The sequence below is a fragment of the Shewanella psychrophila genome (assembly GCF_002005305.1).
GTDB lineage: Bacteria > Pseudomonadota > Gammaproteobacteria > Enterobacterales > Shewanellaceae > Shewanella > Shewanella psychrophila.
In genome coordinates, this window is record NZ_CP014782.1 from 338,262 (window position 1) to 363,947 (window position 25,686).

Consider the following 25,686-nt stretch of genomic DNA (forward strand, 5'->3'; position numbering starts at 1 on the left):
ATGGATGATCAACAATTGAACCGAGAGCTCAATGATATTGCAGAGTGTTATGTCAAGTTAGTATTGGCTATCGGTCTGCATGATCCATTTTATGTGGACGCTTTCTATGGTCCTGAAATTTGGCGACTGGAATGCAAGGAACTCACCTTGACAGAGCTTCAGCAAATGGCAAAGGCGAAACTCAGCTGCCTGAATTCGCTAAATCTATCCTGTATCGATGCCAAGCTTATTTCCAGGCATAGCTTCTTACATAAACAGGTGTCATCTGTGGATTACTATCTGAGTCACCTTCAAGGGGATAAAGGCAGTTTCGATGTTGAATCTGAAGGCTTGTATGATACTAAATCGAAAAAATTTGGCTTGTGCTCATTCGAATCGATACAAGATGAGATAGATAAGCTGTTACCGGGGGAAGGTGAGTTAGCCGAGCGCTTCGAGCAGTTTCGAGCGGAGTTTATCGTGCCTCAGAACAAGATCCCTGTTGTATTTGAGGCTTCAGTAGATAAAGCTAGGGCGCTTACGGGGGTACATATTGAGCTGCCACATGATGAAAATTTTAGCATCGAATTTGTCACCGATAAGATTTGGACTGCCTATAACTGGTATCAAGGTAATTATAAGAGCCTTATCCAGCTTAACCAAGATCAGCCTCTCTATATTGAGCGCTGTATGGAGCTTGCCAGCCATGAGGGTTATCCTGGCCATCATGTATTTAACCTGTTGCAGGAAAGAGAGTTGGTCAGAAGCGAACAGTGGATCGAATATGCAGTTTATCCTCTCTACAGTCCTATCTCTTTTCTCTCGGAAGGTAGTGCTAACTATGGCCTAAGCCTCATAATGTCCCAGCAAGAGGTGATCGATTTCGAACGAGATATCTTGATGCCACTGGCGGGTATAGAGGGGGATATTGAGAAATACCACAAAGTTTTGGCGTGTTATAAGAAGCTAGCCTACTTGGATAATTTGGTCTGTGAGCAGTTGACCGATGGGCATATCTTGGAAGAGGATGCTCAAAACCTATTAATCAAATATGGTTTATATACTCGATCAAGCGCTAAGCAAAGGGTGAAGTTCTATCTCTCTAATCGAGCCTATGTAATTAATTACAATCATGGTGAAGAGAGTGTAGCCCGTTGGATAGAAAAAGATGGTGAGACAAGAAAATTAGAACACTGGAAGCGTTTCGAGGCGCTGTTAATGCGTCCTCTGACAGCTTCACAATTTAAGGTTTAACCTAGGGCTGATATGTTTTTTTGCTGAAAGCAAACGTCTGCTAGCTTGGATCATGTTCGTAGGTGCGCCCTTGATGCGGTTTAGACTGATGACGGTGCTCGTTAAATATTTGCTGGCTTTGGTGCTCGCTAGCGGTTGAGAAACTTCCCTGCTGATCACTATTTTCATGGGTGCCTTGGGCCTGCTGCTGTTTAAACCTAGCAAGCTGTCTCTTCAGAAATAGACGGCCAAACAGACTTAACAGGATAAAGCTGATAGCCCCGAAAAGTAGCAAGAATGGCAGAGCAATGAGGGCTAAGGTGATGACGGCAATACCGACAACAAACGCCATCCAGCCTTTGGTTCCGGAGAATCTAGTTTGGAAAGGTGATTGCTGAAATTGACTATAAATCATAAGAACTCCAAAAGTTAACTGTACCCAGTCTGCATATTAAATAACCTAAGATCACGTTAAATTCAGTTAATCTGGCTTTGAATATGTAACAGATTGTCTGTAAAGGCGATAGCAGCCTCAAGAATCATAATAATAAACCAGCTTGGATTAATCTAAGCTGAATAGCTGGCTAATTATTACAATTTTCGTCATTGAGAGTCTGATCTTCGAAAGCATCGGCGACACTCTTACATATGGTTTCTCTGATCCATTTATGGCCGGGCTCCTCGTTATTACGAGAATTCCAAAGCAGTACATAAGCCAATGGAATAAATTTGAATGGCAGTGGCAGCTCGACCAGTGGATACAGCTTGCCTGCATGGCGGGCAAAGCTAGATGGCAAGGTGAATATTAGGTCGCTATGGGCACACACACTGGCCGCGCCATAAAAGTCGGGTACAGTAGTGCTCAGTTTGCGTCTATGGCCTAAGTTTGCCAGATGATAGTCCAGTGCCCACCAATCATTGCCTTCGCAGCGTACCTGTACATGGGACATTTCCAAGTAGATCTGTAGATCCCATTGGCCTGTTTTTACAGCGGAAATTATTGGATGCTTCTCTCTAACTAAGCAGATTTGCTTGTCGGTAAATAATGTCTTGTGAGAGATTCCGTCGGGAAGCCTGTCAATTTGAAAATCTGACTGTGGATGTAGGTCTCTTCCTGAAATGCCGAAATCAATTTGTCCTTTCTGCAGCGCCTGCATGGATTGCTCCATCCACCCATAGGTATCGAGTTTAAGGTTTGGCGCATTGTTGAGTAGGGAGCCGATAAAATAGGGTAATAAGGTCTCATAGGCACTTTCGACCATAGCGAAAGAGAACTGACGATTACTGCTTGCTGGGGTGAAATGAGGAGGCTGTGTGATCTGATATAGGCCCTGGAGCATATCTGGTAACTTCTGACCCAGCTGTAGGGCATGGGCCGTGGGTTTTAATCCGTGGGCGGTGCGGTGAAACAGTGGATCACCCAGAGTGTCGCGTAGGCGGTTAAGGCTCTTGCTGAGTGCAGATTGACTCAAGTGTAGGCGACTGGCAGCACGGGTGACGCTTTGTTCTTCCAACAGCACCTGCAATATGACCAGTAAGTTGAGATCGATTCGCGCCAGGTTGTCTAAATTCATTAGTTATTCCTTAAAGGAAATTCAGTTCTGAAATTATACCATTTCTGTTCATAACATCACTGGGCTAGAATTTAGCTATAGAATAATGTTTCATCTTGAGAAAAATAATGCGTCGAAATCTGTTACCCATACTCATGTCAATGGTGGTGCTCAGTCCATTAGCCATAGATATTTACCTTCCTTCTATGCCGACGATGGCTGCAGAGTTCTCTGTCTCATCGAGTGAAGTCCAATCGACCTTAGTGTTGTTCCTATTCGCTATGGGCGTGGGGCAAATTCTAATTGGCCCACTAGCCGATCGGTATGGACGTCGGCCAATCGCCATTTTCGGTGTTTTACTCTACGGAGCTAGCAGCTTATTTGCGGCTATGGCCATGGAGTTTCATTGGTTGCAGTTGGCTAGAGTGCTTCAGGGGCTGGCGGCTTGTTCGACATCAATCGTTGTCTTCAGTGCAGTGAGAGATTGTTTTACTCCTAAAGAAGGTGCGCGATATTATAGTTATCTCAATGGGGTCATCTGTGTGATCCCTGCATTGGCTCCGACTCTCGGTGGTTTGCTGGCGTTGCAGTTTGGCTGGCGATCGACTTTCATCTTTATGACGCTCTACGCCATAGTGATGATGATAGTCGTAGGGTACCGCCTACCGGAAACTCGCCCAGCCAATACTGTTACTACGGGGCCACTTTACCGTTGGTCACGCTATAAACCTGTACTCAGCGAACCCCACTTCATGTTCTATGCATTATGTTGCATGGCTGGCATGGCCTCGATTTTGAGTTATGTTTCTTATGCTCCAGTTTGGTTGATCGAACATTTGGGTATGTCAGAGCTGACCTTCAGCGGTCTATTTGGCCTCAATGCAGCTGTCAATATAGCAGCCTGCTTCATAGCACCTATGGTGATGAATAAGTTAGGTAATCGTCCTACCGTCATGTTGGCTTTAAGTACCATGTTGTTATCGGCTCTATCGCAGGTGCTGGTTCAGATCTGGGGGCCACAAGCGGGTCTGGCTGCGGCATTTAGCTTTATGCTACCCATGATGCTGCTCTGTATCGGTTTTGCTCTACTGCTTGGTCCTGCAACTAGCATGGCACTGTCAGCATTCGGCGAAAGAGCCGGAACCGCAACGGCCATGCTTGGATTCATTCAGATGAGTGGCGCTTCTCTGTTGGCTGGGCTAGTACAACAGACAGAGCTAACGGCGCCCTATGCGGTTGCGTTGGTGATGGGAGGCTTAGCGATTATGCTATTAGCTATGATGGCCATGCCGCGTTTAGATAATTGGCATCAAGAGCAACATGCGCATTAAGAGAAGTTTCTAGGCTCTAGGAGCCTAGACCATATTAAGCAACACCCTTTGCCCGCTAACTGCTAACCACAGGAGGCGGGCTTTTTTATACAATGCTTGGATGGTCAGAAGTCGTTATTCCCGGATGCCCTAGATGGTATAGGAGGGGATTAATGTCAGGAACATTTATATGTGTTGGCTTCAAGATACAGTTTATATCTCATGTCGGTTACACTAGTGTTTCTATTCATTGATTGAAATAAGAGAGCCTAGTGGCCCGCCCTATCTGCCCTAAATGTCATTACCCCTTGAAGGCTTGTCTCTGTGAGAGTATCGCGCCGATGCATGTTTCGACTGAGTTGATTGTGTTGCAAGATCCCAGTGAAGTAGGGCATGCAAAGAATAGTGTGCGCTTGTTATCCCTAGTTATCCCAAAGACCCAAGTCTTGGTTGGTGAGGGAGCCGATGATTTTTCCAATCTGCGTCAATATCTGGATGCCAGCACTAAGCCTGTTTATCTCGTTTATCCTTGTGATAAGAGTAAAAGTGCTGAGGAGGAGAGATTTGATGATGAGGTTATTTTGCTGTTGCTAGATGGCACTTGGAAGAAAGCTTATAAGTTGTTGCAGCTCAATCCCTGGTTACTTCAATACCCTTCCTTGCACCTAGATCTGCAGTCCGGATCGAATTACACCATTCGTAAGGCGAGCCGAAGTGATAGCCTCTCGACGTTGGAGGCGGCGGCCATGATGCTCAAGGCCATAGAGCCTGAATTGAGTGTGATTCCCTTGACTCGAGCATTGAGCGCCATGGTTAATCAACGCCTTAACTCTATGCCTGCGAGCGTGCGAAAGCGTTACGAGTAAGTTTGTCATAGCTGTGATAGGGAGCTGAATATGCCTTGGTTTATGAGAAACTCTCAGAGGTGAAGTTATCTGCAGTCTTAGGATGGCCAAAAAAGTATCCCTGACCGAAACCTTTTCCCATCTGCTCTAATATCTCTTTTTGTTGTTTAGTTTCGATACCTTCAACAACAAAACTGATATCTAAAGCCTGCGCTAGCTGGATCATCGCCTGACAAAGTTGCTTCCCTTGGGGCTCACTGAGCCTACGTGCAAATCCTGCATCTATCTTTAAGCTATCTATCGGCAGACTGCCGAGCTTACTGAGGGAGGAAAGACCTGCACCAAAATCATCGATGGCGATGCTGACGCCCAGTTTTTTTAATTGAGATAAAGTGCTCTTCACTCTTTCTGGTTGTCTCAAGAGTGCCGACTCAGTGATCTCAAGTACTAGGGCTTCAGCGGGGAGTGAGCTTATGATTAAGGCTTGGTTGACGTGCTCGACAAAATCCGGGTGTTCAAGCTGCATAGGTGAGACATTGACACAGACTTTGAGGTCGGGAGCGTGGGACTTTCGCCACTCAGAAACCTGCTGACAAGCTTGCTTGAGTACCCATTGGCCAATGGAGATGAGTAGGCCAGTTTCTTCCAGTAATGGCACAAAGTCGCAGGCCTTGATGATTTCACCATTGTTTTTTTGCCAGCGCAGTAGGGCTTCGGCACCGATAACCGTATTACACTCTAAATTAACGATCACTTGATAGGCGAGCTTAAATTGTTTTAGGCTGTGAGCGTGACGCAGCTCACTGAGTAAGGTGAGTTTTCTCTCAGCTTCTTCATGCATAGCAATGTCATAAAATAGCACGTGCTGTGGGCTTTTCTTGGCACTGTACATGGCTGTATCGGCCAGGCTGAGTAGTTTGGTGGCTTGATCACTATGTTCAGGAAAAAGGGCTATTCCTATACTGGTACCCAGATAAAACTTCTGATCGTTAATCTCGAACGGGGCATCAAACAGCGTCATTATCTGCTTTGAAAATGCTTCGACTTCGCTTCTATCATGACAACCTTGTATCACTAAGGTGAATTCATCGCCGCCAAGGCGAGCGATTTCGGCCTTTTCAATGCAACTCGCCTCTAGTCTTGCTGAAACCAGTTGTAATACCTTGTCACCAGTAGCATGACCAAAACAATCATTAATATTCTTGAAACCATTGAGGTCGAGGAACATCAAGGCACCAATTTCATTCGGATTGTCTTTGATCTCTTGTAGGGCCTGATTCAGTAACAATTTTAGGTGAAACCGATTAGGTAAACCAGTGAGTGCATCATACATGGCCTGTTCGGTCAGTTTAGCCTCTAATTTTTTCTTGGCACTGATATCACTGAATATGGTGACATAATAGATGTGTCCATCGGCTGATATCTTTCGGCAACTTTTCCATGCCGGGAACTCTGAACCATTAGATCTTTGTTTCCAGACTTCACCTTGCCAGCTACCACGTTCCTCTAGAGCGTTGTTGTACTCCTCCTCTTCGGCAGGCGTATGTTTTCGTAACTCGAGAAGTTCAGTGCTGTTAAAAAGAAGTTGATCCGCGCTATAACCACTGATGCGGCACATAGCTTTATTCACGGCAATTATTTGGTGTTTTGCATTGGTGATATAAACAGCCTCGGCACCGTCTTCTAATGTGATAGACATCAACTCTTTAGGCAAGGCGTCGAAACCGTTTCCGGTAATAGTTCTGGCTTTACTTCGCCTGTTGGTGGCAATGAACTGCGCCAAAATGACCGTTTCTTCCTCCAGTTTAAACGGGAAGAGAGATACTTTCGTTGGTAGCTCCGTTCCTCGCTGACTCAGATGAAGCCAGTCAAATTCAATGATATTACCTTCGGCAGCTTGGCGGATCATCTTCTGAGAAAATTCGACACTATTGCGGCCGGAAGATTGAATTCGAGGTGAAAAGTCATAGGGAGTCGCGTTGACGAAGTTATCGGTTTGGGTCTGAAAGTACTCTAACGTAACCAGATTAGCCGCGATAAAGTGATAGCCTTTGATTATGGCTAATGGAGGTGAGTCTGCTTGTCGTAACCAAGTTTCAAGCTTCTTTGATAAGCTTGGCCTATCTGAAGTTAGCTTAGATAATAGCTGAGACCATTGGTCCATTCCTTTACTCCCTTGTCCCATGTCCCTGTTTACTGCTTAGGTGTTAATTCAGTTAAAAATGCATCATATCTATTAGTACAAGATTACAGCAGGGTTAAAAATAACCTTATTTCCTCAGTTACTCAAACTTGAAATGCCTTTTTGTAATATATAACTGCTATTTGGATGATTTTTCCCTGCACTTTTGGATGGAAGTGAGGTTAAGATACAGTTTAAATCGTACTTTGTTCTTGGGGGAGAGCCTAGTGAGTGTTTTTATTATGTTGGGTGATCTTGCGTGAGATGGGTTTTATCTAAGATGAAATTTAAGACGTTATCATCGCTTGGTCTTTTCTCTATATTAGTGATTATCATCGCAATCGCTACATCCTACCTTTATGCATTCTGGCAAGTTTCTAATGAAGTGAGATCCGATTCTGAGCAACTGCTCAATTATGTTGAGCATAAACTTTCGGTGGCCGGAAATAGTTTAGAAAAGCTCAATGAAGTTAATTTTTCTAGCTGTGACAATAAGGGTCAAGAGAAGTTAGAGGAGTTTCTTTTCGATCATTTAGGGGCGGGTTTATTTCTTATTCGGCATAAAGACTCGGCGCCTTGGACTTATTGCTCTGTTGTGGGCAACATCTTGGTTTCACAAAGAGATCGAAACTTCAATAACGTTATATATTTAGATGATAATAGAAAGAAAGTCATTTCTGTGATGGGTTACGATTGGCAAGGCATAGAGAAGCGTGATCTTTTTGTCGCGTTAGAGGCTGATGACCGGATTAATGTCGTACGTATTGCCCTTGAAGATAGTTATTCTTTCTTTGAAGATCAGTGCACGGATTGTAGGCATGTGGAAGTGAGACTTTCCAATGATGATTTGATTTTAGAATTAGGAGAAGTGAAGTCTGGCGTGTTAACTGAACTTAGGGTCTATAGCCATGAATTTCCACTCTATGTCGATGCGGTAGTGGGAAGAAAGCGAGTGCGTGGAGAGATGTTTAACTCGTTAATGTTAACCATTCCAATATCTTTGGTGTTTAGTCTACTCTGTTTATATATCGTTAACTTGGTAAAAACCTTACATCGTTCTCTGGGCTACCAGTTAAAAGTAGCGGTAAAAAGAGGGGAGTTAATCGCTTATTATCAGCCCATTATTGATGCTCAGACCGGTTATGTAGTCGGGGCCGAAGCCTTGGTTCGTTGGATTAAACCTGATGGAAGTGTTGAGCCGCCTGGACGTTTCATTCAGGTATTAGAAGAGAGCGATCTGATTAATGATGTGACTCTGCAACTGCTTAAAAATATCCCTATCGATTTAGCTGAGGTTCTCGAACAATCTCCTCAGTTTCGTTGTAGCATTAATCTCGTTCCGCAGCATCTGGAGTCTCCATGCTTTGCCAAACAATTGCTCGAGCTTAAGGGCAAGGGTTTTCCTTGTGATCAGCTTGCAATAGAGATAACTGAAAGACTTCCTCTTAAAAACCTAAGTCAAGCCAAAATGAATGTAGAAAAAATGAAGGCCTTAGGTATTTGTATCGAATTAGATGATGCGGGTACAGGTTACGGTGGTGCATCTTATTTGCAAGAGTTGAATATAGATGTAATGAAGATCGACAAGCTGTTCGTCGATACCTTAATAATCTCCCCCGATAGAACTCAGGTATTAGATGCTAACATTCAAATGGCTAAGAGCTTAGGCATGCAAATTATTGCAGAGGGAGTCGAAACGAGCTTTCAATCCGAGGCCTTGGTCGAGAAAGGGGTTCGCTTTCAGCAGGGATATCTGTTTGCTAAGCCGCTATCGACTGCTGAATTTATTGCGTTTTGGCATGAAAGCCATCAAGCTTATATTCAGCAATATGCTAATACCGACATGCCTAATTTATATGCTCTCAAGGAGGAGTGAATGATATCTAATAGAAGTGACCGTTTCAGTCAGAAAAGCTGTGTGATTGGAGTGGCTTGTATATTCCTTTCAACTTTCTCTACAGCTTCAGACACGCAAAAAAGTTTAACCCAAAAAGCCGATGCAGCGCGTGAGGAGTCCCGGGAACTTGAGCAAGAGCAGTTACAAAAGGCTAGAGATGCAGCGGGCGAAACCCAGGCTCGTGAAAAGAAGATCTATAAAAAGACGCAACCTAATGACTGGGAAGCCGAGCAGAGAGTTAAGGCACAAGAGCAGTTTAATGAGCGTGAATCTCGCGAGGATAAATATCTTAGAGAGGCAAGGGAAGCGGTATTAAAAGAACGGAAAATACCAAAACCTTTTTAAACCTAGCCTAGAAAAATCTACTTATTCAGACTGTTGTAGTAAGTGGTTGAGAATCACTTTTTGTACAAAGATCTCAGCCTCACTCTGGGGACTGTTTATGATAAAGCCATATTGGAGCTGTGCTTTGTCATGTTCGATTCCAATTGCATTCTTAACTGTGACCGGCATGGATAAAGTTTCCATGTCTGGCATGATTTTAACTTGAAGCAGGTAGTTGCCTTCCTTTTCTATTGTGTCATTTGTCTTACAGACAAAGGCCCCACCCTTTATTGATATATCGCTTAAATTTCCATGTGCCAGAGGCTTAGCCTCAGTGCTATTTTCACTTGCTTCACTAGGCGCAGCCCTGAGTGACGACTCAACATTTATAGGGATTCTGGAGTGTTGTCTAAGTGCTACTTTTTGTATCTCTTTAGGATAGTCTACAAGCAACCATCGGCCTGAACTGTTGATGAGTTTTTGGATACAGGTTTTAAAGGCAATTACATTAGCATCGGGTTCATCAGTTTTGACAATGCGTATGATGACTCCCTGATCTTGAGCAATAAAGTCACTAGCCTGTTGCCAATGCTTGTCAGAACCAAGAGCCAATATTATGGATACATGTGGATCTACACCGACAAGCCTGGTTCGTAATCGTATAGGCTGAGTTGGGGTTAGGATCTGAATATTGACCTCAGTATTGCAGGCAATATTATCTAGATAAGAAAATTCGTAAGCTTGTGATTGAGGCACTTGTTACTCTCCCTTTTTCTACCTAAACCATAGCATATAATTTTAAGCTGATGTTTTTAAGCTATAAAGCCACATCTTGAATTCAAAGTAAGTAATGTGAGCAGAGTTGTGTTTGTATCTTCTTGCTTGAAATTACAGCATTTTTAGTTTCTTATACTGGTTGCTTTAGGAAGAAAGATAAGGCTTAGATAAGATTCAGCTCATTGTTATATTTTGGAGCATGATATTTACAATTTGTTTCTGTTTATTTACGTAGTTACAGTTGAATATTAACGAGTTTTAGCTTTATATGTTCGACTTAGCGTGTCATTGCTATCGAGTCAGGATAAATAACTGGCTTTGTGGGATGTACCAGAGAGTCGAGCTGTTCGATTAAACATAGAAAGGGAGCGAAAATGATTCGCAAAATTTTAGGGATAGTACTGATGTTAGGGGCTTTGGTCTCGACAGCTGTGCAGGCGACCCAAGCCGAAGATATCAAGAGCTTTACTCTGGATAACGGTATGAAGATTATGGTATTGGAAGATTCATCGATTCCAAATGCCAATATGTATCTGTTTTGGAAAGTAGGCTCACGCAATGAAGTGCCAGGTATTACCGGCATATCTCATTTCTTCGAGCATATGATGTTTAATGGCTCTAAGAAGTATGGTCCTAAGATGTTTGACCGCACTATGGAAGCCGCTGGTGGAGCTAATAACGCCTACACCACAGAAAACCTCACTGTCTACACAGATTGGTTTCCTGCTAATGCGTTGGAAACCATCTTCGATCTGGAAGCTGATCGCATTGAACACCTGGATATCGATGCGAAAATGGTGGAAAGCGAGCGTGGTGTTGTGGCCTCAGAACGAACTACAGGTCTTGAAAACTCAAACTGGCGTACTCTGCAGGAAGAGCTTAAGGGCATTGCATTTAGGGCTCATCCATACAGCTGGTCTGTGATTGGACACGAATCAGATATTACAGCCTGGACCTTGGATGATTTGGTTCAATACCACAAGACCTATTATGCACCAAACAATGCAGTGGTCGTTATTGCCGGAGATGTTAAATTTAATGAAGTTAAGGCATTAGCCAATAAATATTTTGCGCCTATTCCAGCGCAGGCTCCGCCAAGAGAAGTGAAAACAGTTGAGCCACTGCAAAAAGGTGAGCGACGAACTTATGTTCAAAAGGCATCGGTAAGCACCCCTAATGTCATGCTGGCCTTCCATGTTCCTTCTACGTCACATGAAGATTACTATGCACTGGATCTGCTCTCATCTGTGCTCAGTGAGGGCAATAGTTCTCGTTTGTACCAGTCTTTGGTGGAGAAGCAAGTTGCCATCGAAGTTGAAACTTACCTGCCGATGACAATCGATCCAAACCTATTTTATGTCATGGGCGTGGCAAATCCCGGGATCACCGCGGTTGAACTCGAGAAGGAAATGATTAGCGAGATCAATAGAGTTGCCCGTGAAGGTGTGACTGAAAAAGAGTTAGAGAAGGTCAAAAACATCAAGTTGATGGATTTTTATCGTTCCATGGAAACCATCAATGGCAAGGCCAACACTCTTGGTACCTACGAGCTGTATTTTGGTAGTTTCGAGAAATTGTTTAACGCACCAGAAGCTTACAACAAGGTGACACCTGCTGATCTTCAGCGTGTGGCGCAAACATATCTACGTCGTGCAAACCGTAGTGTCGCCGTGCTGGCAGCAACAGAGGAGACAGATGAATGAATACGTTAACTCATCTCACTAAGCGTTCAAATAAGTTGATGGCAGCTATTGCTCTGGGCAGTGTATTAGCACTTTCGGCCTGCGCTTCAACGACAAGTAATACCAGCGTAGATACTGGTAGTTTTAGCATGCCGGCGTATGAGAAATTAGTATTAGACAATGGGCTGACTGTATATCTAATGCCTCAGAGAGAAGTCCCTTTGGTGACCGTCAGTGCTGTGGTACGGGCAGGTTCGGTAAATGATACAACCTCTGGCGTGGCTGGGATGACGGCGCAAAGCCTGCTACTCGGTGCTGACGGAAAATCTAAGGCCGATATAGAGCAGATGGTGGATTTTCTCGGCGCTTCTATCTATGCCGATGCGGGCAAAGAGGGCAGCTATATCGGTGCCGACTTTATGGCTAAAGACAGCGATACAATGTTGCCGCTAATCAAGAGTCTGCTTTTATCCCCCAATTTTGATGCCAAGGAATTCGATAAGCTACGTCAAAGAGAGATTGCCGGACTATCTCAGGCTAAAGAGAGCCCTCGCTCTGTGATCAGCCGCTATTTCGATAAACTCGTTTTCGGTACGCATCCATACGGCAATGCTAACTCTGGTACCAGTGAGTCTTTAGCCGAGCTAAATATTTCACAGTTAAGGGCTTTTCATAAAAGTTATTACCAGCCAGCTAATACGGCAATTAGTGTCGTCGGTGACTTCGATACTGAGCAGATGAAAGCCGAGCTTAGAAAGCTGTTTGGCCAGTGGGAAAATGGCGAGAAAGGCGTGGCACTTAAGCTGAATGAACAGCAGCCTGAATTATCGTCTCCGCAGGTATTATTAGTCGATAAGAGTGATGCCATAGAAACTACTTTTTTGATTGGTGGTAAGGGTATTTCACGGGATAACCCGGATTATGTGGGTTTAAAAGTAGTTAATACTATCTTAGGTGGCCGTTTTACCTCTTGGCTCAATGATGAGTTAAGGGTTAATGCTGGACTGACCTATGGCGCTCGCTCAGGATTTATTCCTTACTCTCAGGGGGGGGTCTTTAGAATTAGCACCTTTACTAAGACTTCAACGACCAAAGAGACTATCGATTTGGCATTGAAAACTTACGCCAGGCTATGGGAAACAGGCATAGATCAAGTAACACTGGATTCAGCTAAGGCCTATGTTAAAGGCCAGTTTCCGCCTAAGTTTGAAACCAGCGGACAGCTTGCAGGTTTGCTATCTGATATGTATCTCTATGGCTTCGATGATGGCTTCATCAATGATTTTCAAGCTAAAGTGGACGGCTTAACTGTGGCCGAGACGCAGAGATTGGTCAGCACATACTTTCCGCAGCAAAACCTGCAGTTTGTCATCATAGGCAATGCCGAGAAAATAGCGCCTATTGCGGCCGAGTATGGTGAAGTTAAAACCTTAGACATCAAAGCCGTTGGTTTTGGAGGCTAGCAAGTTAGCCTAATAAGCTTTAGGTTTCTAGGTTTAGAGACCTAAAGCGTTTCTTGCTGCAGCTTTCTTTGCCCTGTTCTACACTTGATGCTTATAGGGTATTAAGACTAGGAGGGTCGAGATGGCAATAAGTAATGCAGGGATCAGCAAGCTTGAGATGGAGTTTCCTCCAAGTGATGCCGATGTAGATTGGTGTCATATTCAAGAGACCATCAAGGTGTTGTTGTTAGCCATGGCGCAGATAGAACTATCTTTGACCGATGGGGAGCATAATGTGACTTCACTAGGTTCCTTATTCACCGATATGGCTAGGCATCTGGAAGGAATGAATAGCTACTTGACCCAACTCGAAGGCACACCGCCTGAAGTATTAGTTCATGGCGAAAATCTAGCGACGGCCGTTAGGGAGGGGGTTGTAGCATTCCAGTTCTATGATCGTGTTTCTCAACGTCTGCAACACGTGATCATGGGGCTAGCCTTAATGGAAGAAGTGCTAAGCAGTCAAAAGGAACGTATATCCCCCGAGGCGTGGGAAAAGCTTCAAGAAGAGATAGAAGAGAGCTATTCACTTGATTGTGAGAGAAAAATGTTCGATCTTGTATTGCAAGGAATCCCGGTACACGAAGCCTTGAGGCTTTATAAGGATCAGAATCAAGTTACTCCCCAAGATGATATCGAGTTGTTTTAGAAAGAGTATCGTTTCAATTGCGGTAGTATTGTGCCTATTTGTGTCCACTCAATCTTGGGCCGAGAAGGCTAACTTCGGTGATTTTTGTACATTACTGGCGGGTCATTGGCAGGGCAGCGCAGCGAAACTGAAGCAACTCCCTATACAGACCTCTGTCCAGGTTATCTGTTCGGCAGATCAACAACAGCTATTGGTCTCTGTCAGTCGTAATGCAAATCATAAGTTCAGTGAAACCTGGTGGTTCAGGCGTAGAGGCGAGTCCACTTTTCTCACCTACTTCGATGGGGTCAATGAGGATAAATTTCAAAGCTTCAGTCTATATCGCCAATATGGTAGCTATACCCTATTGGGTGAGGGGGAGTTGAACAAACGCCCCGCCTTGATCCAACTCAGGTTTGAGCCTAAAGGAGATGGCTGGCTCTGGCTGCAGAATGTGCAATATCTGGATGACGATACCGATCGTTATCTCTTCTATCGAGGCATCGAAATGATGCCTGTTCCCTTGCGTTGAAACCCTAAACATTAACAGTTTTCAGCTGCTTATAGTGCTCCTTCGAAACCGTTCTGTCGCCAGGCTTCATAACTGATGATGGCGACAGCATTGGAGAGGTTGAGGCTTCTGCTCGTTCCTGCCATGGGTATCTTGAGTCTCTGATTCGTGGGCAGTGATTCGATTATCTCTATTGGCAGTCCCCTGGTTTCAGGGCCGAACAAGAGGACATCTCCCTTTTCGAAACTGAGTTCGGTATGAGGGCGGCTTCCCTTAGTGGTACAGGCCATGATGCGCTTTCCATCCATAGCATCGAGGAAGCTTGGAAAGTCTTTATATCTGGTGACACAGGTGAGGTCGGCATAGTCCAATCCCGCACGGCGTAACTTCTTCTCTTCGAGATCGAATCCTAATGGCTCAATTAAATGCAGCTGGCAACCATTGTTGGCGCAAAGGCGTATGATGTTACCTGTATTGGGAGCGATTTCGGGCTCATAGAGTGCGATATGAAACATGCTGGCCTGCCTAAATAATGATGAAGCGTGATTATGACATAAAGCCGACCAGAAAAAATAGCCGCACTGGGTGAGCTCAGTCTTGTTTCTACCTTGCTAGAGTATACGCCGAGTCTGGTTTCTGTTTATATTCCTAGGTTACGAAAAGAACTAAAATAATGCATCATAGGCGTAAGTAAGTATATGGATCTGGTCAAATTATCCCGTATTAGCATGAAACATCTGATCACCTTACATGTGATGTTAGATACTCTGAGTGTTACGGCTGCCGCTGAGCGGCTCTGTCTAAGTCCTTCTTCTGTCAGTAAAACATTAAGTCAGCTCCGCAGCAGTTTGGGGGATGACCTTTTCTATCGTCATGGCAACAAGCTGGTGGCGACACCTTTGGCGCGCAGGTTGGGGCCGAGTGTACAGCAGATGATCTACGATATGGATCAGCTGATGAGCCAAGATCAATTTGATCCTTTCAATTGTGAGGGGCGGTTCTCATTGGCCATGCGTGAGAGTACCTTCGAACTGCTAGCGGCAAAATTAAGTGCCCATGTGCTGGCACTGGCACCTAATATCAAGCTGGAAATCAGCACCAAGGACAGTGTAGGATTCGATGGCTTGATCGGAGGCACGTTGGACTTTATCATCTTGCCTCACGACCTCAGCCAGCCACCGGGATCTCGACATGATCTGGTTTGGCAAACCTTGTTTAAGGATGAGATGGTTTGCCTGATGAATCCGGATCACTCTTTAGCACAGAGGGGCGAAGGGGAGTTGAGCCTGGATGATTATCTCAGTTACGGCCATATCGGCATCACAGACGGGGATCTGAATATTCCTTTCTTCGAGATGCAACTTGCCCAGCTAGAGTGCCGCAGAAATATCAGCATATCGCTGCCTGACTTTGGCAGTGCAGCCTTGATGTGTCATCATTCTGAGCTGTTGTTTACCTGTTCCCGTCGTTGGGCCGAAATGGCGCTACAGGCCAAGGGGCTTGTCAGCCGTGCCTTACCTTTCGATTATGGCGAGGTGGCCTATAGTCTGGTGTGGCATAGTGCGACCCTGAAAGACCCCGCTCAACGTTGGTTCTATGAGCAGGTATTGGCATGTAGCGAAGCGGAAGATTCATTTAGGCTAATAAAATAGCTAGGAACAATTTTATAGGTAAACAGAAGGTAAGGTTAAGGAGATTACCCCGCGTTCAGTGAGTCTCTCGGCCAGAGTAGTCATATCCTCTTCACTGCAAGTTTGCCACGCTAAGGCCTCTCCCTTCACACCATGGTGACCAAAGGCATTGAGTCTGATCTTAGTCGAGCTCGGCAGTCGCTTTAGATACTCAGCTATCGCCGATATTTCAGAGTCTAAGTCTGATTTCCCCGGGATGTGTAGTAGCCTGACTTCATATAGCTTCTCCTCGCTGGCCAATAGCTCCATGGAGCGAAACACCCTGTGGTTATCTCTGCCTGTCAGCCAAAGATGGGTTTCCTTCTGCCAGGCCTTAAGATCCACCATGGCGCCATCCATATAGGGTAGTAACTTGTGCCAGCCCGACTCACTTAGGCTGCCGTTGGTGTCTAACATACAGTTAAGGTGCTGCAGCTCAGGGCTGGATTTTATGGCAGAGAACAGGCCTACAATGAACATGAGTTGCAGACTGGCTTCGCCGCCGGAGACTGTGATCCCTGTGATGAAAGGGCTATTTTTCCGAATCACAGCCAAGAGCTGGCTCACTGTGTATTGGCAGGTCTTAGGGCTTGCTTGTTTCGGGCACGCCTCCAGACATGCATCGCATTCGATGCACAGGTCTGTGTCCCAATTAATTGCGCCAGCTCCATCGGTCTCAATTAATGACAGTGCCTGAACCGGACAGGAGGAGAGGCAGAGGCCACAATTATCACACAGGCCTATGGTGTGAGGATTGTGGCATGACTTGCAGTTGAAGTTACATCCCTGAAGGAAGATGACTAGCCTATTGCCTGGACCGTCGACGCAGGAGAAGCTCAATATCTTAGTAACGGTTGCGCTTCTCTCATTTCTCCTCTGGTGGGCTGCATCACTGTAGGCTTGCTCTAGGACTCGTAGCAAGGTGCTTGCTCATGACTGGTGACTCTGGGTTTACGGTTTGAGATGCCAGTATTGGCCGCCGCTTGTGCACCTAGGCCCGTGGTATTGGTGCGGGAACCGCGTTTTTTGAAGGCGGCTATGTCCGACAACTTGATCATGTAACCCGTAACACGGACTAGGTCATTGGAGGCCACATTAGCGGTGAATTCACGCAGTCCCAGACTCAAGGCTCCCTTGCATAGCTGGTACATAGCTTGGGGATTCGATTTCACCGTCTCGTCGATAGTCAATATCTCGCTGATCCCAGATGAGTAATATTGGTGATGCTCGGCCAAAGCCTGAATATGGGTGACAGGATCGGGCTCGGTTCCATAGGGAATGCGCACCCCTGGAGTGACCCCCTTATCCAGACTGATACCGCCCTGGGCGTGTAGCAGTGCTCGGCCGCGGTAGCCATAGGTGACAGGTGTCGATTTAACAATTTTGTTCAGTGCCGCAGAGATCTGATAGCCAAGTTTATTGGCGGTCTCATTGTGACCATATGATTTCGGTGAAGTCTCGGCCTCACCCAGTAGGCTGTTCACCGCCTCTGCCATGCCATAGATACCAAACATGGGGGCAAATCTTGTTTCTTCTATCAGGCCCTCTTCGACCAGGAAACTGGTGAAGAAGTGTGACTCTTCATGTAGGTAGCTAGTTCTGGCCTGGATTAACTCATACATGAGTCGGCAATAATAGGGCAAGGTGTGGGTGAAAAAATCCTGACTGTCTGTGGCTAGCAAAGCCACTTGTTTGAGGTTGAGGCGAACTAGGGTGTTAGCTCCACCGGCTAGGGGTAATGAGTTGTAGCAGCTGACGATACCGAAACCAGTCTTATCAAAGGTCTGAGCATGTATCGGGTAATTGGCGATGTGGGGTTTACTGCACTCGCAGATATTGTCGGTTGCCTGTTGCAGCAGTTTATCGGGTGTGGTGTTGGGATCGTACATAAAGGTGAGGTTAGGCGCGACCTGCTTCAGCTCTGCATCAACACGTAAGATAGTCCGGCAGATGATGTTATCTGACGGACCTATGTTCACATGCATAAAGGCATCGGGCAAGGTGCGGTCTAGCATGATCCAGAATAGCCTGAGTTTGTTATAGATAGCTTCATCATCCAGATTGGCTACATAGGGCATCAGCAATTCATCCAATCGACCCAAGTAGACTGGGATGTTGGTCACCGAAGGCACATGGTGATAGATGATAGTTAAGGCATTGATGGCCTCATCTAGATTACGTGCTGGCTTCAGCTCCAGATATTTTGAACCTTGAGTCAGATACTTGGCATAGTCGGGCAGTACATAGCGAGGTTTGAAAGGGGCATGGCCCTCGAACATGTCACAGATGATCCCCGAATCCATCGCCTGGCTGACGGCACTTGATACTTGAGGATATGCAAGGCTGGCTTCTGCCTCGAGGGCCAAATAATTGGATTTCTGTTTTGGCGTTAGGCTGGGGTCGGTCACTATACGGTTGAATGTTTCCCGAAAAGTCATCTGCTCTATCCATATATGAATGATGCAGACTAAATTACTCCTTAAGCCTTTTAGCCAACAGTGAAAAACCCTGCAGTGCCAGTTTCCAAAATGGAAAAGCGATATGTGGAGTCACAGTTTTCCCTCTGAGACTATCAGTCTGAGAGGGAATTGCTTTTTATTAGAAGAATCCTAATGGATTAACATCGTAGCTGATAAGCAAGTTCTTGGTATTTTGATAATGATCTAACATCATCTTGTGGGTCTCACGTCCGATCCCCGAGCGCTTATAGCCACCGAATGCGGCGTGTGCCGGATAGGCGTGATAACAGTTAATCCACACGCGTCCCGCCTGGATTTCCCGTCCCATGCGCTGGGCTCTATTCATGTCTCGGGTCCAGACTCCGGCACCTAATCCATATTCGGTATCGTTGGCTATGGCCAGCGCCTCGGCTTCAGTCTTAAAGGTGGTGACAGAGATCACCGGGCCGAAGATCTCCTCTTGGAAGATACGCATGTCGTTGGTGCCTTTGAGGATGGTGGGCTTGATATAAAAACCACCACTCTGGCCGCCTTCTAGACTGCATATATCGCCGCCTAACAATAGCTCGGCACCTTCTTCTTTACCTATTGCTAAGTAACTCAATATCTTATCGAACTGTTCCTGAGATGCCTGGGCACCGACTTGAGTCTCAGTATCCAGAGGATCGCCTTGCTTGATGCTCTTAGCGCGCTCGATGACCTTGGTCATAAACTTGTCATAGATAGACTCATCGATGAGTACCCTAGATGGACAGGTACAGACTTCGCCTTGGTTGAAGAAGGCCAGCAACATGCCTTCAATGGCCTTGTCTAGATATTCATCTTCGTGTTCCATCACATCGGCGAAGAAGACATTGGGTGACTTACCGCCAAGCTCCACTGTCGAAGGGATCAGTGAGTCTGCGGCGCACTTCAGAATGTGTTGACCGATATTTGTCGAGCCGGTGAAGGCTAGTTTGGCAATACGCTTGCTGGTGGCCAGTGCTTGTCCAGCTTCGGTGCCGAAACCATTGACGATATTGAGTATGCCCGCAGGCAGCAGATCGCTTATCAGCTCGACCAGTACCAGAATCGATACCGGAGTCTGCTCCGCAGGTTTGAGGACGATACAGTTACCCGCAGCTAGTGCGGGAGCGACTTTCCAAGCTGCCATCAATATAGGGAAGTTCCAGGGGATTATCTGGCCAACGACACCTAATGGCTCGGGGAAGTGGTAGCTGACAGTATTAGCATCGATATCGGCGGCGCTGCCCTCTTGGGCGCGAATGCAGCCAGCGAAATAACGAAAGTGATCGACAACTAAGGGAAGATCTGCGGCGAGAGTCTCGCGTACCGCCTTACCATTTTCCCAGGTCTCGGCGATAGCCAGATATTCGATATTTTGCTCAATACGGTCGGCAATCTTTAGCAGCAGATTAGAGCGTTCTGTGACTGAGGTCTTTCCCCAGGATTCTCTAGCCTCGTGTGCAGCGTCCAGTGCAAGTTCGATATCTCTCTCGTCCGAGCGTGCGACCTGACAGAACACCTTGCCATTGACGGGGGAGCTGTTCTGGAAATACTCGCCGCCGACTGGGGCAACCCATTCGCCACCGATATAGTTGTCATACTTGTCTTTGAAATTGATCTTGGCACCGTCGCTTCCTGGTTGTGCGTAGTTCATGCTATTTGTCCTCTAATTTGTCTTGTTAGTTAACTCTTACTGAGTCATTAGCCGATACATCTGCTGTATCTTGTTGTTTTAAGTGCAAAGGATTTTCTCTGCTTATGTGAGCTTTCCCGAGGGATATCGCAAACATCGAGCCAAGCTGGCCGGAGTTGTGATATTTGTGAGGTAACAGTATGATGAAAAACTAATTTTTGATGTCTTAATGTGCGAAAACCAGTAAGGCGTTGCACTGGTATTGCGGTCGCACTGTGGCATAAATGCACACCATGAGTGTGCCAAAATGGAACACTGCTATGACTCTTAGACTCGGCACTCAACAACAGAACATGCATGATTGGCTATCTGATTCCTGGTTACGTAGTCAAGGTGCAGGGCTTACTGAAACCAATCTTCCCGAGGAGATGAAGCTAGATAGAGACGCGTTGGAAGACCGGAATTTTCACCATAAACAGCTTATCGAGCTGGTAGAAAACCATGCACTCCCCCTGTTTAGCCAACTCATGTCACACACTTCGAGCCGGTTAATCCTGTCCGATAGCGAAGGCTATGTGCTGTGTCATTGGGGGGTGAGAAAATATTCAGATAAGCTCGCCAATATTGCATTGGATGTTGGGGTTAATTGGCTGGAGCAACATAAGGGCACTAATGCGATTGGGACTGCGCTAAAGGCGAAGCAAACCATATCGGTTATAGGTGAGCAGCATTTTATTAAGCAGCATAGATTTATGAGCTGCACCGCCAGTCCGATATTCTCTCCTTCCGGTGAGATGATAGCTGCCATAGATATCACCACAGAGCAGCAGCAACACACTCAGCAAACTCTGCTATTAGTGTCTAGCTTGGCGCAACAAGTTGAAACGGCTTTACTCTGTCATCTACCACATAGTCATTATCGAATCGACTTGGCCGAGCAAGCCACGCTGATAGACTCGGGTTGGCAAGGTATCGTCATCGCCGATAGCGAAGGCAAGATTTTGGGTACTAATGCCATGGCTAAGAAGTTGTTAGATACGCCGGATTTAGGCGAGGACATCAAACACTATATTGGTAGTCAGTGGCCCCAAAACAAAGCCTTATCAACGCATAGAGATCTGCATCTTAAAACTCAGGCTATAAAACCCAATAAGACTCAGGTATTAGGTCATCAAGTCGCGGTGCGTTTTAAAGACCCCAAATTAGAGCGTGCCTGGCAGCAAGCCAATAAAGTGGTAGGTAAATGTATTCCTCTGTTGGTATTAGGTGAAACGGGCGTGGGAAAAGAGCAATTCGTGACTAAACTGCATAGTCAAAGCAAGCGTCGCGGTCATGCACTTGTTGCAGTCAATTGTGCCTCTTTACCCGCAGATCTTGTGGAGTCCGAGCTATTTGGTTATCAAGCCGGTGCCTTTACCGGTGCTAGTAGAACCGGATATTTAGGCAAAATCCGTCAGGCGGACGGGGGATTCCTGTTTTTGGATGAGATTGGCGAGATGCCGTTGGCGACGCAAAGCCGATTATTGCGTGTCTTGCAGGAAAGAGAGGTAACGCCCGTAGGCAGTAATCGCTGTTATAAGGTCGATATCCAAGTCGTGGCGGCGACTCACACAGATCTGGAACAGTTAGTTAAGGATGGCCGGTTCAGGCAAGATCTCTTTTACAGGCTTAATGGCTTGCAGGTGACCTTACCATCGCTGCGGGAGCGAAGTGATATTGAGGGCATTATTCATAAACTGCACAGAAAATATCGTGGGGCACCGCAGCTTATAGAGGCATCTCTATTGGCAAATTTACTTGCCTATGATTGGCCGGGGAATTTACGCGAGCTGGATAACTTGATGCAGGTCGTGTGTCTGATGTCAGAGTGCGAGCAAGAGGTCCACTGGGGGCACCTGCCAGATAACCTGCAGCGAACTCTGGCTCAAGAACATCTGAGCCCCTGTTCGGTCACTGAGCCTAATGATAGTGAATTACAAGCTCTGGTTAATAGCAATATTATCGCCTGCTATGCTCAGTTTCAGGGGAATGTCAGTCAATGTGCTAAACAGCTGGGGATCAGTCGCAATACCCTTTACCGTAAATTAAAGGCATTAGGAATTAAGAGTTAAGTGCTCGCTAATAGGATTTATTGATTGTGTTAATCGATTTAGATCTCTTCTTTTAATCCGATTTTTGAATATACTGTTTGCAGGCAGAAAAGAGCTTTAGATCATGCATATGGAGGAACTGATATGCATATTTCCAAAAGCCTTCTATTTATATCTATAGGGTTGACGCTTAGCGTACAAGCCGAGACTATCACTCGTGATAACGGCGCAGCCGTTGGTGATAATCAAAATTCAACTACAGCTGGTAGCAATGGCAGTGTGTTGTTGCAGGATGTTCAGTTAATACAGAAATTGCAGCGTTTTGCTCGTGAGCGAATTCCTGAGCGTGTGGTGCATCCTCGTGGCGCCGGCGCCTATGGCGAATTTGTTGCTAGTGGCGATTTTAGTGACTTGACTCGTGCGACTCCATTTGCGCAAAAAGGTAAGGTGACGCCTGTTTTCGTGCGTTTCTCTTCAGTTATCCATTCGAAAGGCTCTCCTGAAACCTTAAGAGATCCTCGAGGCTTTGCGACAAAATTTTATACCGATGAAGGTAATTGGGATTTGGTAGGTAATAATCTACCAGTGTTCTTCATTCGAGACGCGATCAAGTTTCCGGATATGGTGCATTCTCTCAAGCCATCTCCTGTGACCAATATGCAAGATCCGAATCGCTTCTTCGATTTCTTTAGTCACGAAGCGGGTTCGACCCATATGTTGACCTGGCTTTATACCAATTTAGGCACGCCAAAAAGCTATCGGGAGATGGATGGTTGGGGCGTACATGCCTATAAATGGGTGACTGAAGACAATAAAGTCAATTACGTTAAGTTTCACTGGCAGAGTCTGCAAGGCGTAAAGGGCTTGCGACCGGAAGAAGTTGCCGAAGTACAAGGTAAAAACTTTAACCATATGACTGATGACCTCTATCGAGAGATAGGTCAAGGTAATTTTCCTAAGTGGAATCTCTATGTGAAAGTGTTATCGCCAAAGCAGTTAGGTGAGTTTGATTATAACCCATTAGATGCAACTAAGATGTGGCTGGATATTCCCGAGACTAAGGTGGGTACCATGACGCTGAATAGAATGCCGGATAATTTCTTTCAGGAAACTGAGCAAGCGGCATTTTCACCTGCAAACTTGATTGCTGGGATTGAGCCATCGGAAGATCGCTTACTTCAGGGGCGAATATTCTCTTATGCAGATACTCAGATGTATCGTCTAGGGGCGAATCACTCCATGTTGCCTATTAACAGAGCAAAAGTGAAGGTGATAAATCACAATCAGGAAGGCGCGGCAAATTACGCTAATACTCGTTCCGACATTAATTATCAACCGAGTGCACACTTAGATTTAGCCGAAGATAAACAGTATAAAGCGGTAAACACTCAACTTACTGGGTATGTGCAGCAAAATGCCATTAGTAAACAGGATAATTTCTCTCAGGCTGGGGTGTTCTACCGTAGCTTAAGCAGGCAAGATAAAACCGATTTGATCACTAACCTAGCTGGTGATTTAGGCAAGGTCAGTGACATTAACGTGAAGACTCAGATGCTGAGTCATTTTTATCGCGCCGACAAAGACTTTGGTCAAAGGTTAACTAAAGCGGTAAACGGTAACCTTAGTGACGTGAAGCAAAGCGCCAAGATGTAACCATGACTTAACTCGTACCAAGCTGTGATCCATTAAGTCCCGCAAGACGTATATTAAGCTCTTTTCTGCCCTGTTTAGAGAGTGCGTCTTGCGGGCATTCCCGAATTTTTTCCGGAATGTATTTGATGGAATACTCGATATAACCCAGTTTACGACTCTAGATTATTTGTCTGTTTCTGTGGTGATTTACATTATTTAACTCTAATGGGTAGGTGTAAATTAGCGGAAACCGTGCGAGGTTTCATATTAGTGTAATTATTCAGTCATGATCTTATGGCGAAATAGTGCCGGAAAATAGCAACATAATATCGAGATCTCTGCATCAAACCTTCGGAGTTAGCGTTAGGCGATATCGCCTTGTTTCGGGGGAATTTGATTTAATGCATTCTAATCGAAGGAAATGATATGAACCCATTAGAAAAATCCATTCTGGCCCTTGGCATATCCGTTTTATGGGTTTTACCAGCGCTTGCCGACAGTGACATTTATGTTACCAATAACTCAAATCAAATAATGTCGGTGGATGTTATCCATACCGGCTCGGGTAGACTGGAGGAAGGCAATGAATGGCAGCAACACACGGACAGTTTAGGCCCTTGGGAGACCAAAGTCGTCCTGAGTTTTAATCGATGGGAAGGGGTTGAGTCGGGGCAAGACTACAATTTTGAAACCCGGCTCACTAATCAGCTGGGGGAGTCAGTTTCCTTACATCAGAGAGTCGAGGGTCACTGGTATAATTCGACCATGAAGCATGGTGCCAGTGCTGACGATTTAGATCTGCAATGGCAAGACAATCGCGATATTTATCGGTATCAGATATTCAGTCCATATTCAGGACTTTCAGAGTTGTCATTCAAGGCGGACAACACCGCACGATATGATGACATTTATTATGCTCTCACTCCGGGGAAAATAGACGAGCAAAAGGATGACAATGAAGACTTGCTCAAGGTGATGACCTATAACATCTGGGCCTTACCAGTTATTGCTTCTCACATCCAAGACCGCTTAGCCATATTACCTGAGTATATGCGAGGCTATGATGTCTTGATGTTGCAGGAGGTGTTTGCATCGGGACGGGGAGACTTCTTGCGTCAGTTGGCTGAGGAGTACCCCTTCCAGACCGAGATGCTCAACAAGCCCGGGGTTAATATCTATGATGGTGGGGTTATCTTAGTCAGTCGCTTCCCCATAGTTAACCAGAGTCAGTACGTGTTCCCCGATTGCACTGGTACAGATTGCTTTGCTGACAAGGGGGTCAATTACGCCGAGGTGATAAAGGGAGGCAAGGCCTATCACCTATTCGCCACTCATACAGCCTCATTCGATACAGACACGGCCCGTGATTATCGCCAACGTCAGTTCAGGCAGATACGCGAGTTTGCTTCTTCGATGAATATTCCTGCCAATGAAATGGTTGTCTATGGTGGTGATTTTAATGTCAATAAGCGGAAGTTTGAGGATGACTACGCCAATATGCTGGCCAACTTAGACGCTTCGGCGCCGGCGTATGCTGGATATACTGAGTCGACCTTCGATCCAAGAGTCAATAAATTCGCCGGTGCGCCAGCTTCGGGTGGCGAAAATGTCGAATACCTAGATTACATAGTGGTCAGCAATGAATATCTGACCAAGCCGAATAATACTAACCGTGTCCTAGTGCCGAGAACCACAGACCCTCGATTGTGGAAGAACTGGAACTTATCGGATCATTTCCCTGTGGCAACAGTATTGTATTAGCAGGCTAACAGA

Annotated in this window: 21 protein-coding genes; 13 read left to right on the forward strand and 8 right to left on the reverse strand. The window is 45.7% G+C overall.

The annotated features are described in order from the left end of the window. Nucleotides 1-1,233, forward strand: coding sequence for a hypothetical protein (locus sps_RS01525; RefSeq protein WP_077750875.1), 1,233 nt, complete (start codon nucleotides 1-3; stop codon nucleotides 1,231-1,233). 40 nt (nucleotides 1,234-1,273) lie between these two features. On the opposite strand, the gene sps_RS01530 is transcribed toward sps_RS01525, so the two are convergent. After that, nucleotides 1,274-1,627, reverse strand: coding sequence for a hypothetical protein (locus sps_RS01530; protein WP_077750876.1), 354 nt, complete (start codon nucleotides 1,625-1,627; stop codon nucleotides 1,274-1,276). A gap of 169 nt (nucleotides 1,628-1,796) precedes the next feature. Further along, nucleotides 1,797-2,786 (reverse strand): LysR family transcriptional regulator, encoded by a 990-nt coding sequence (locus sps_RS01535; RefSeq protein WP_077750877.1) that lies wholly within the window; start codon nucleotides 2,784-2,786, stop codon nucleotides 1,797-1,799. Between the two features lie 107 nt (nucleotides 2,787-2,893). Between sps_RS01535 and sps_RS01540 the strand changes: the two genes are divergently transcribed. Together sps_RS01540 and sps_RS01545 are read left to right on the forward strand one after the other, a co-directional pair. After that, nucleotides 2,894-4,096: a multidrug effflux MFS transporter gene (locus sps_RS01540; RefSeq protein WP_077750878.1), complete on the forward strand. Its 1,203-nt coding sequence runs from the start codon at nucleotides 2,894-2,896 to the stop codon at nucleotides 4,094-4,096. Nucleotides 4,097-4,347: 251 nt separating this feature from the next. After that, complete coding sequence (locus sps_RS01545) at nucleotides 4,348-4,941, forward strand: tRNA-uridine aminocarboxypropyltransferase (RefSeq protein WP_077750879.1); 594 nt, start codon at nucleotides 4,348-4,350, stop codon at nucleotides 4,939-4,941. A 40-nt stretch (nucleotides 4,942-4,981) separates the two neighbouring features. On the opposite strand, the gene sps_RS01550 is transcribed toward sps_RS01545, so the two are convergent. After that, complete coding sequence (locus sps_RS01550; RefSeq protein ID WP_077750880.1) at nucleotides 4,982-7,084, reverse strand: putative bifunctional diguanylate cyclase/phosphodiesterase; 2,103 nt, start codon at nucleotides 7,082-7,084, stop codon at nucleotides 4,982-4,984. A gap of 298 nt (nucleotides 7,085-7,382) precedes the next feature. Here sps_RS01550 and sps_RS01555 point away from each other — a divergent pair, with 298 nt between their 5' ends. After that, nucleotides 7,383-8,978 (forward strand): EAL domain-containing protein, encoded by a 1,596-nt coding sequence (locus sps_RS01555; RefSeq protein WP_077750881.1) that lies wholly within the window; start codon nucleotides 7,383-7,385, stop codon nucleotides 8,976-8,978. Next, complete coding sequence (locus sps_RS01560) at nucleotides 8,979-9,344, forward strand: hypothetical protein (protein WP_077750882.1); 366 nt, start codon at nucleotides 8,979-8,981, stop codon at nucleotides 9,342-9,344. It abuts the gene before it with no gap. A gap of 21 nt (nucleotides 9,345-9,365) precedes the next feature. Here sps_RS01560 and sps_RS01565 read toward each other — a convergent pair whose 3' ends face one another. After that, a complete protein-coding gene (locus sps_RS01565; RefSeq protein WP_077750883.1) occupies nucleotides 9,366-10,079 on the reverse strand; it encodes a flagellar brake domain-containing protein in 714 nt (237 codons plus the stop codon). Between the two features lie 395 nt (nucleotides 10,080-10,474). Between sps_RS01565 and sps_RS01570 the strand changes: the two genes are divergently transcribed. The 4 genes from sps_RS01570 to sps_RS01585 all read left to right on the forward strand — a co-directional run bounded on the left by sps_RS01570 (nucleotide 10,475) and on the right by sps_RS01585 (nucleotide 14,444). Continuing rightward, a complete protein-coding gene (locus sps_RS01570; RefSeq protein ID WP_077750884.1) occupies nucleotides 10,475-11,803 on the forward strand; it encodes a M16 family metallopeptidase in 1,329 nt (442 codons plus the stop codon). Beyond that, nucleotides 11,800-13,245, forward strand: a complete 1,446-nt coding sequence (locus tag sps_RS01575) for a M16 family metallopeptidase (RefSeq protein WP_077750885.1) — start codon at nucleotides 11,800-11,802, stop codon at nucleotides 13,243-13,245. Before sps_RS01570 ends, sps_RS01575 begins: the two co-directional genes overlap by 4 nt. Before the next feature lie 121 nt (nucleotides 13,246-13,366). Then, nucleotides 13,367-13,933: a hypothetical protein gene (locus tag sps_RS01580; RefSeq protein ID WP_077750886.1), complete on the forward strand. Its 567-nt coding sequence runs from the start codon at nucleotides 13,367-13,369 to the stop codon at nucleotides 13,931-13,933. Then, the gene (locus tag sps_RS01585) at nucleotides 13,914-14,444 is read left to right on the forward strand and encodes a hypothetical protein (RefSeq protein ID WP_077750887.1); all 531 of its coding nucleotides are present in this window, start codon (nucleotides 13,914-13,916) and stop codon (nucleotides 14,442-14,444) included. The genes sps_RS01580 and sps_RS01585 overlap by 20 nt, the downstream gene beginning before the upstream one ends. A gap of 29 nt (nucleotides 14,445-14,473) precedes the next feature. On the opposite strand, the gene sps_RS01590 is transcribed toward sps_RS01585, so the two are convergent. Then, the gene (locus sps_RS01590) at nucleotides 14,474-14,938 is read right to left on the reverse strand and encodes a tRNA (cytidine(34)-2'-O)-methyltransferase (protein WP_077750888.1); all 465 of its coding nucleotides are present in this window, start codon (nucleotides 14,936-14,938) and stop codon (nucleotides 14,474-14,476) included. Between the two features lie 183 nt (nucleotides 14,939-15,121). On the opposite strand from sps_RS01590, the gene sps_RS01595 reads away from it, so the two are divergent. Next, nucleotides 15,122-16,075 carry a LysR family transcriptional regulator gene (locus sps_RS01595; protein WP_077750889.1) on the forward strand — a complete coding sequence of 318 codons (954 nt, stop codon included), beginning with the start codon at nucleotides 15,122-15,124 and terminating at the stop codon, nucleotides 16,073-16,075. Nucleotides 16,076-16,087: 12 nt separating this feature from the next. On the opposite strand, the gene sps_RS01600 is transcribed toward sps_RS01595, so the two are convergent. The 3 genes from sps_RS01600 to exaC all read right to left on the reverse strand — a co-directional run bounded on the left by sps_RS01600 (nucleotide 16,088) and on the right by exaC (nucleotide 20,212). Then, on the reverse strand, nucleotides 16,088-17,014 hold the full coding sequence (locus tag sps_RS01600; RefSeq protein WP_077750890.1) for a YjjW family glycine radical enzyme activase: 927 nt from the start codon (nucleotides 17,012-17,014) through the stop codon (nucleotides 16,088-16,090). Beyond that, the gene (locus tag sps_RS01605; protein ID WP_077750891.1) at nucleotides 16,999-18,531 is read right to left on the reverse strand and encodes a YjjI family glycine radical enzyme; all 1,533 of its coding nucleotides are present in this window, start codon (nucleotides 18,529-18,531) and stop codon (nucleotides 16,999-17,001) included. The genes sps_RS01600 and sps_RS01605 overlap by 16 nt, the downstream gene beginning before the upstream one ends. Nucleotides 18,532-18,691: 160 nt before the next feature. Beyond that, the gene (exaC, locus tag sps_RS01610) at nucleotides 18,692-20,212 is read right to left on the reverse strand and encodes an acetaldehyde dehydrogenase ExaC (RefSeq protein ID WP_077750892.1); all 1,521 of its coding nucleotides are present in this window, start codon (nucleotides 20,210-20,212) and stop codon (nucleotides 18,692-18,694) included. 299 nt (nucleotides 20,213-20,511) lie between these two features. Here exaC and sps_RS01615 point away from each other — a divergent pair, with 299 nt between their 5' ends. The 3 genes from sps_RS01615 to sps_RS01625 all read left to right on the forward strand — a co-directional run bounded on the left by sps_RS01615 (nucleotide 20,512) and on the right by sps_RS01625 (nucleotide 25,674). Continuing rightward, nucleotides 20,512-22,302, forward strand: coding sequence for a sigma-54-dependent Fis family transcriptional regulator (locus tag sps_RS01615; protein ID WP_077750893.1), 1,791 nt, complete (start codon nucleotides 20,512-20,514; stop codon nucleotides 22,300-22,302). Nucleotides 22,303-22,425: 123 nt separating this feature from the next. After that, the gene (gene katE1, locus sps_RS01620) at nucleotides 22,426-23,934 is read left to right on the forward strand and encodes a catalase KatE1 (RefSeq protein ID WP_077750894.1); all 1,509 of its coding nucleotides are present in this window, start codon (nucleotides 22,426-22,428) and stop codon (nucleotides 23,932-23,934) included. Between the two features lie 405 nt (nucleotides 23,935-24,339). After that, on the forward strand, nucleotides 24,340-25,674 hold the full coding sequence (locus sps_RS01625) for a sphingomyelin phosphodiesterase (protein ID WP_077750895.1): 1,335 nt from the start codon (nucleotides 24,340-24,342) through the stop codon (nucleotides 25,672-25,674). Nucleotides 25,675-25,686: the final 12 nt, after the last annotated feature.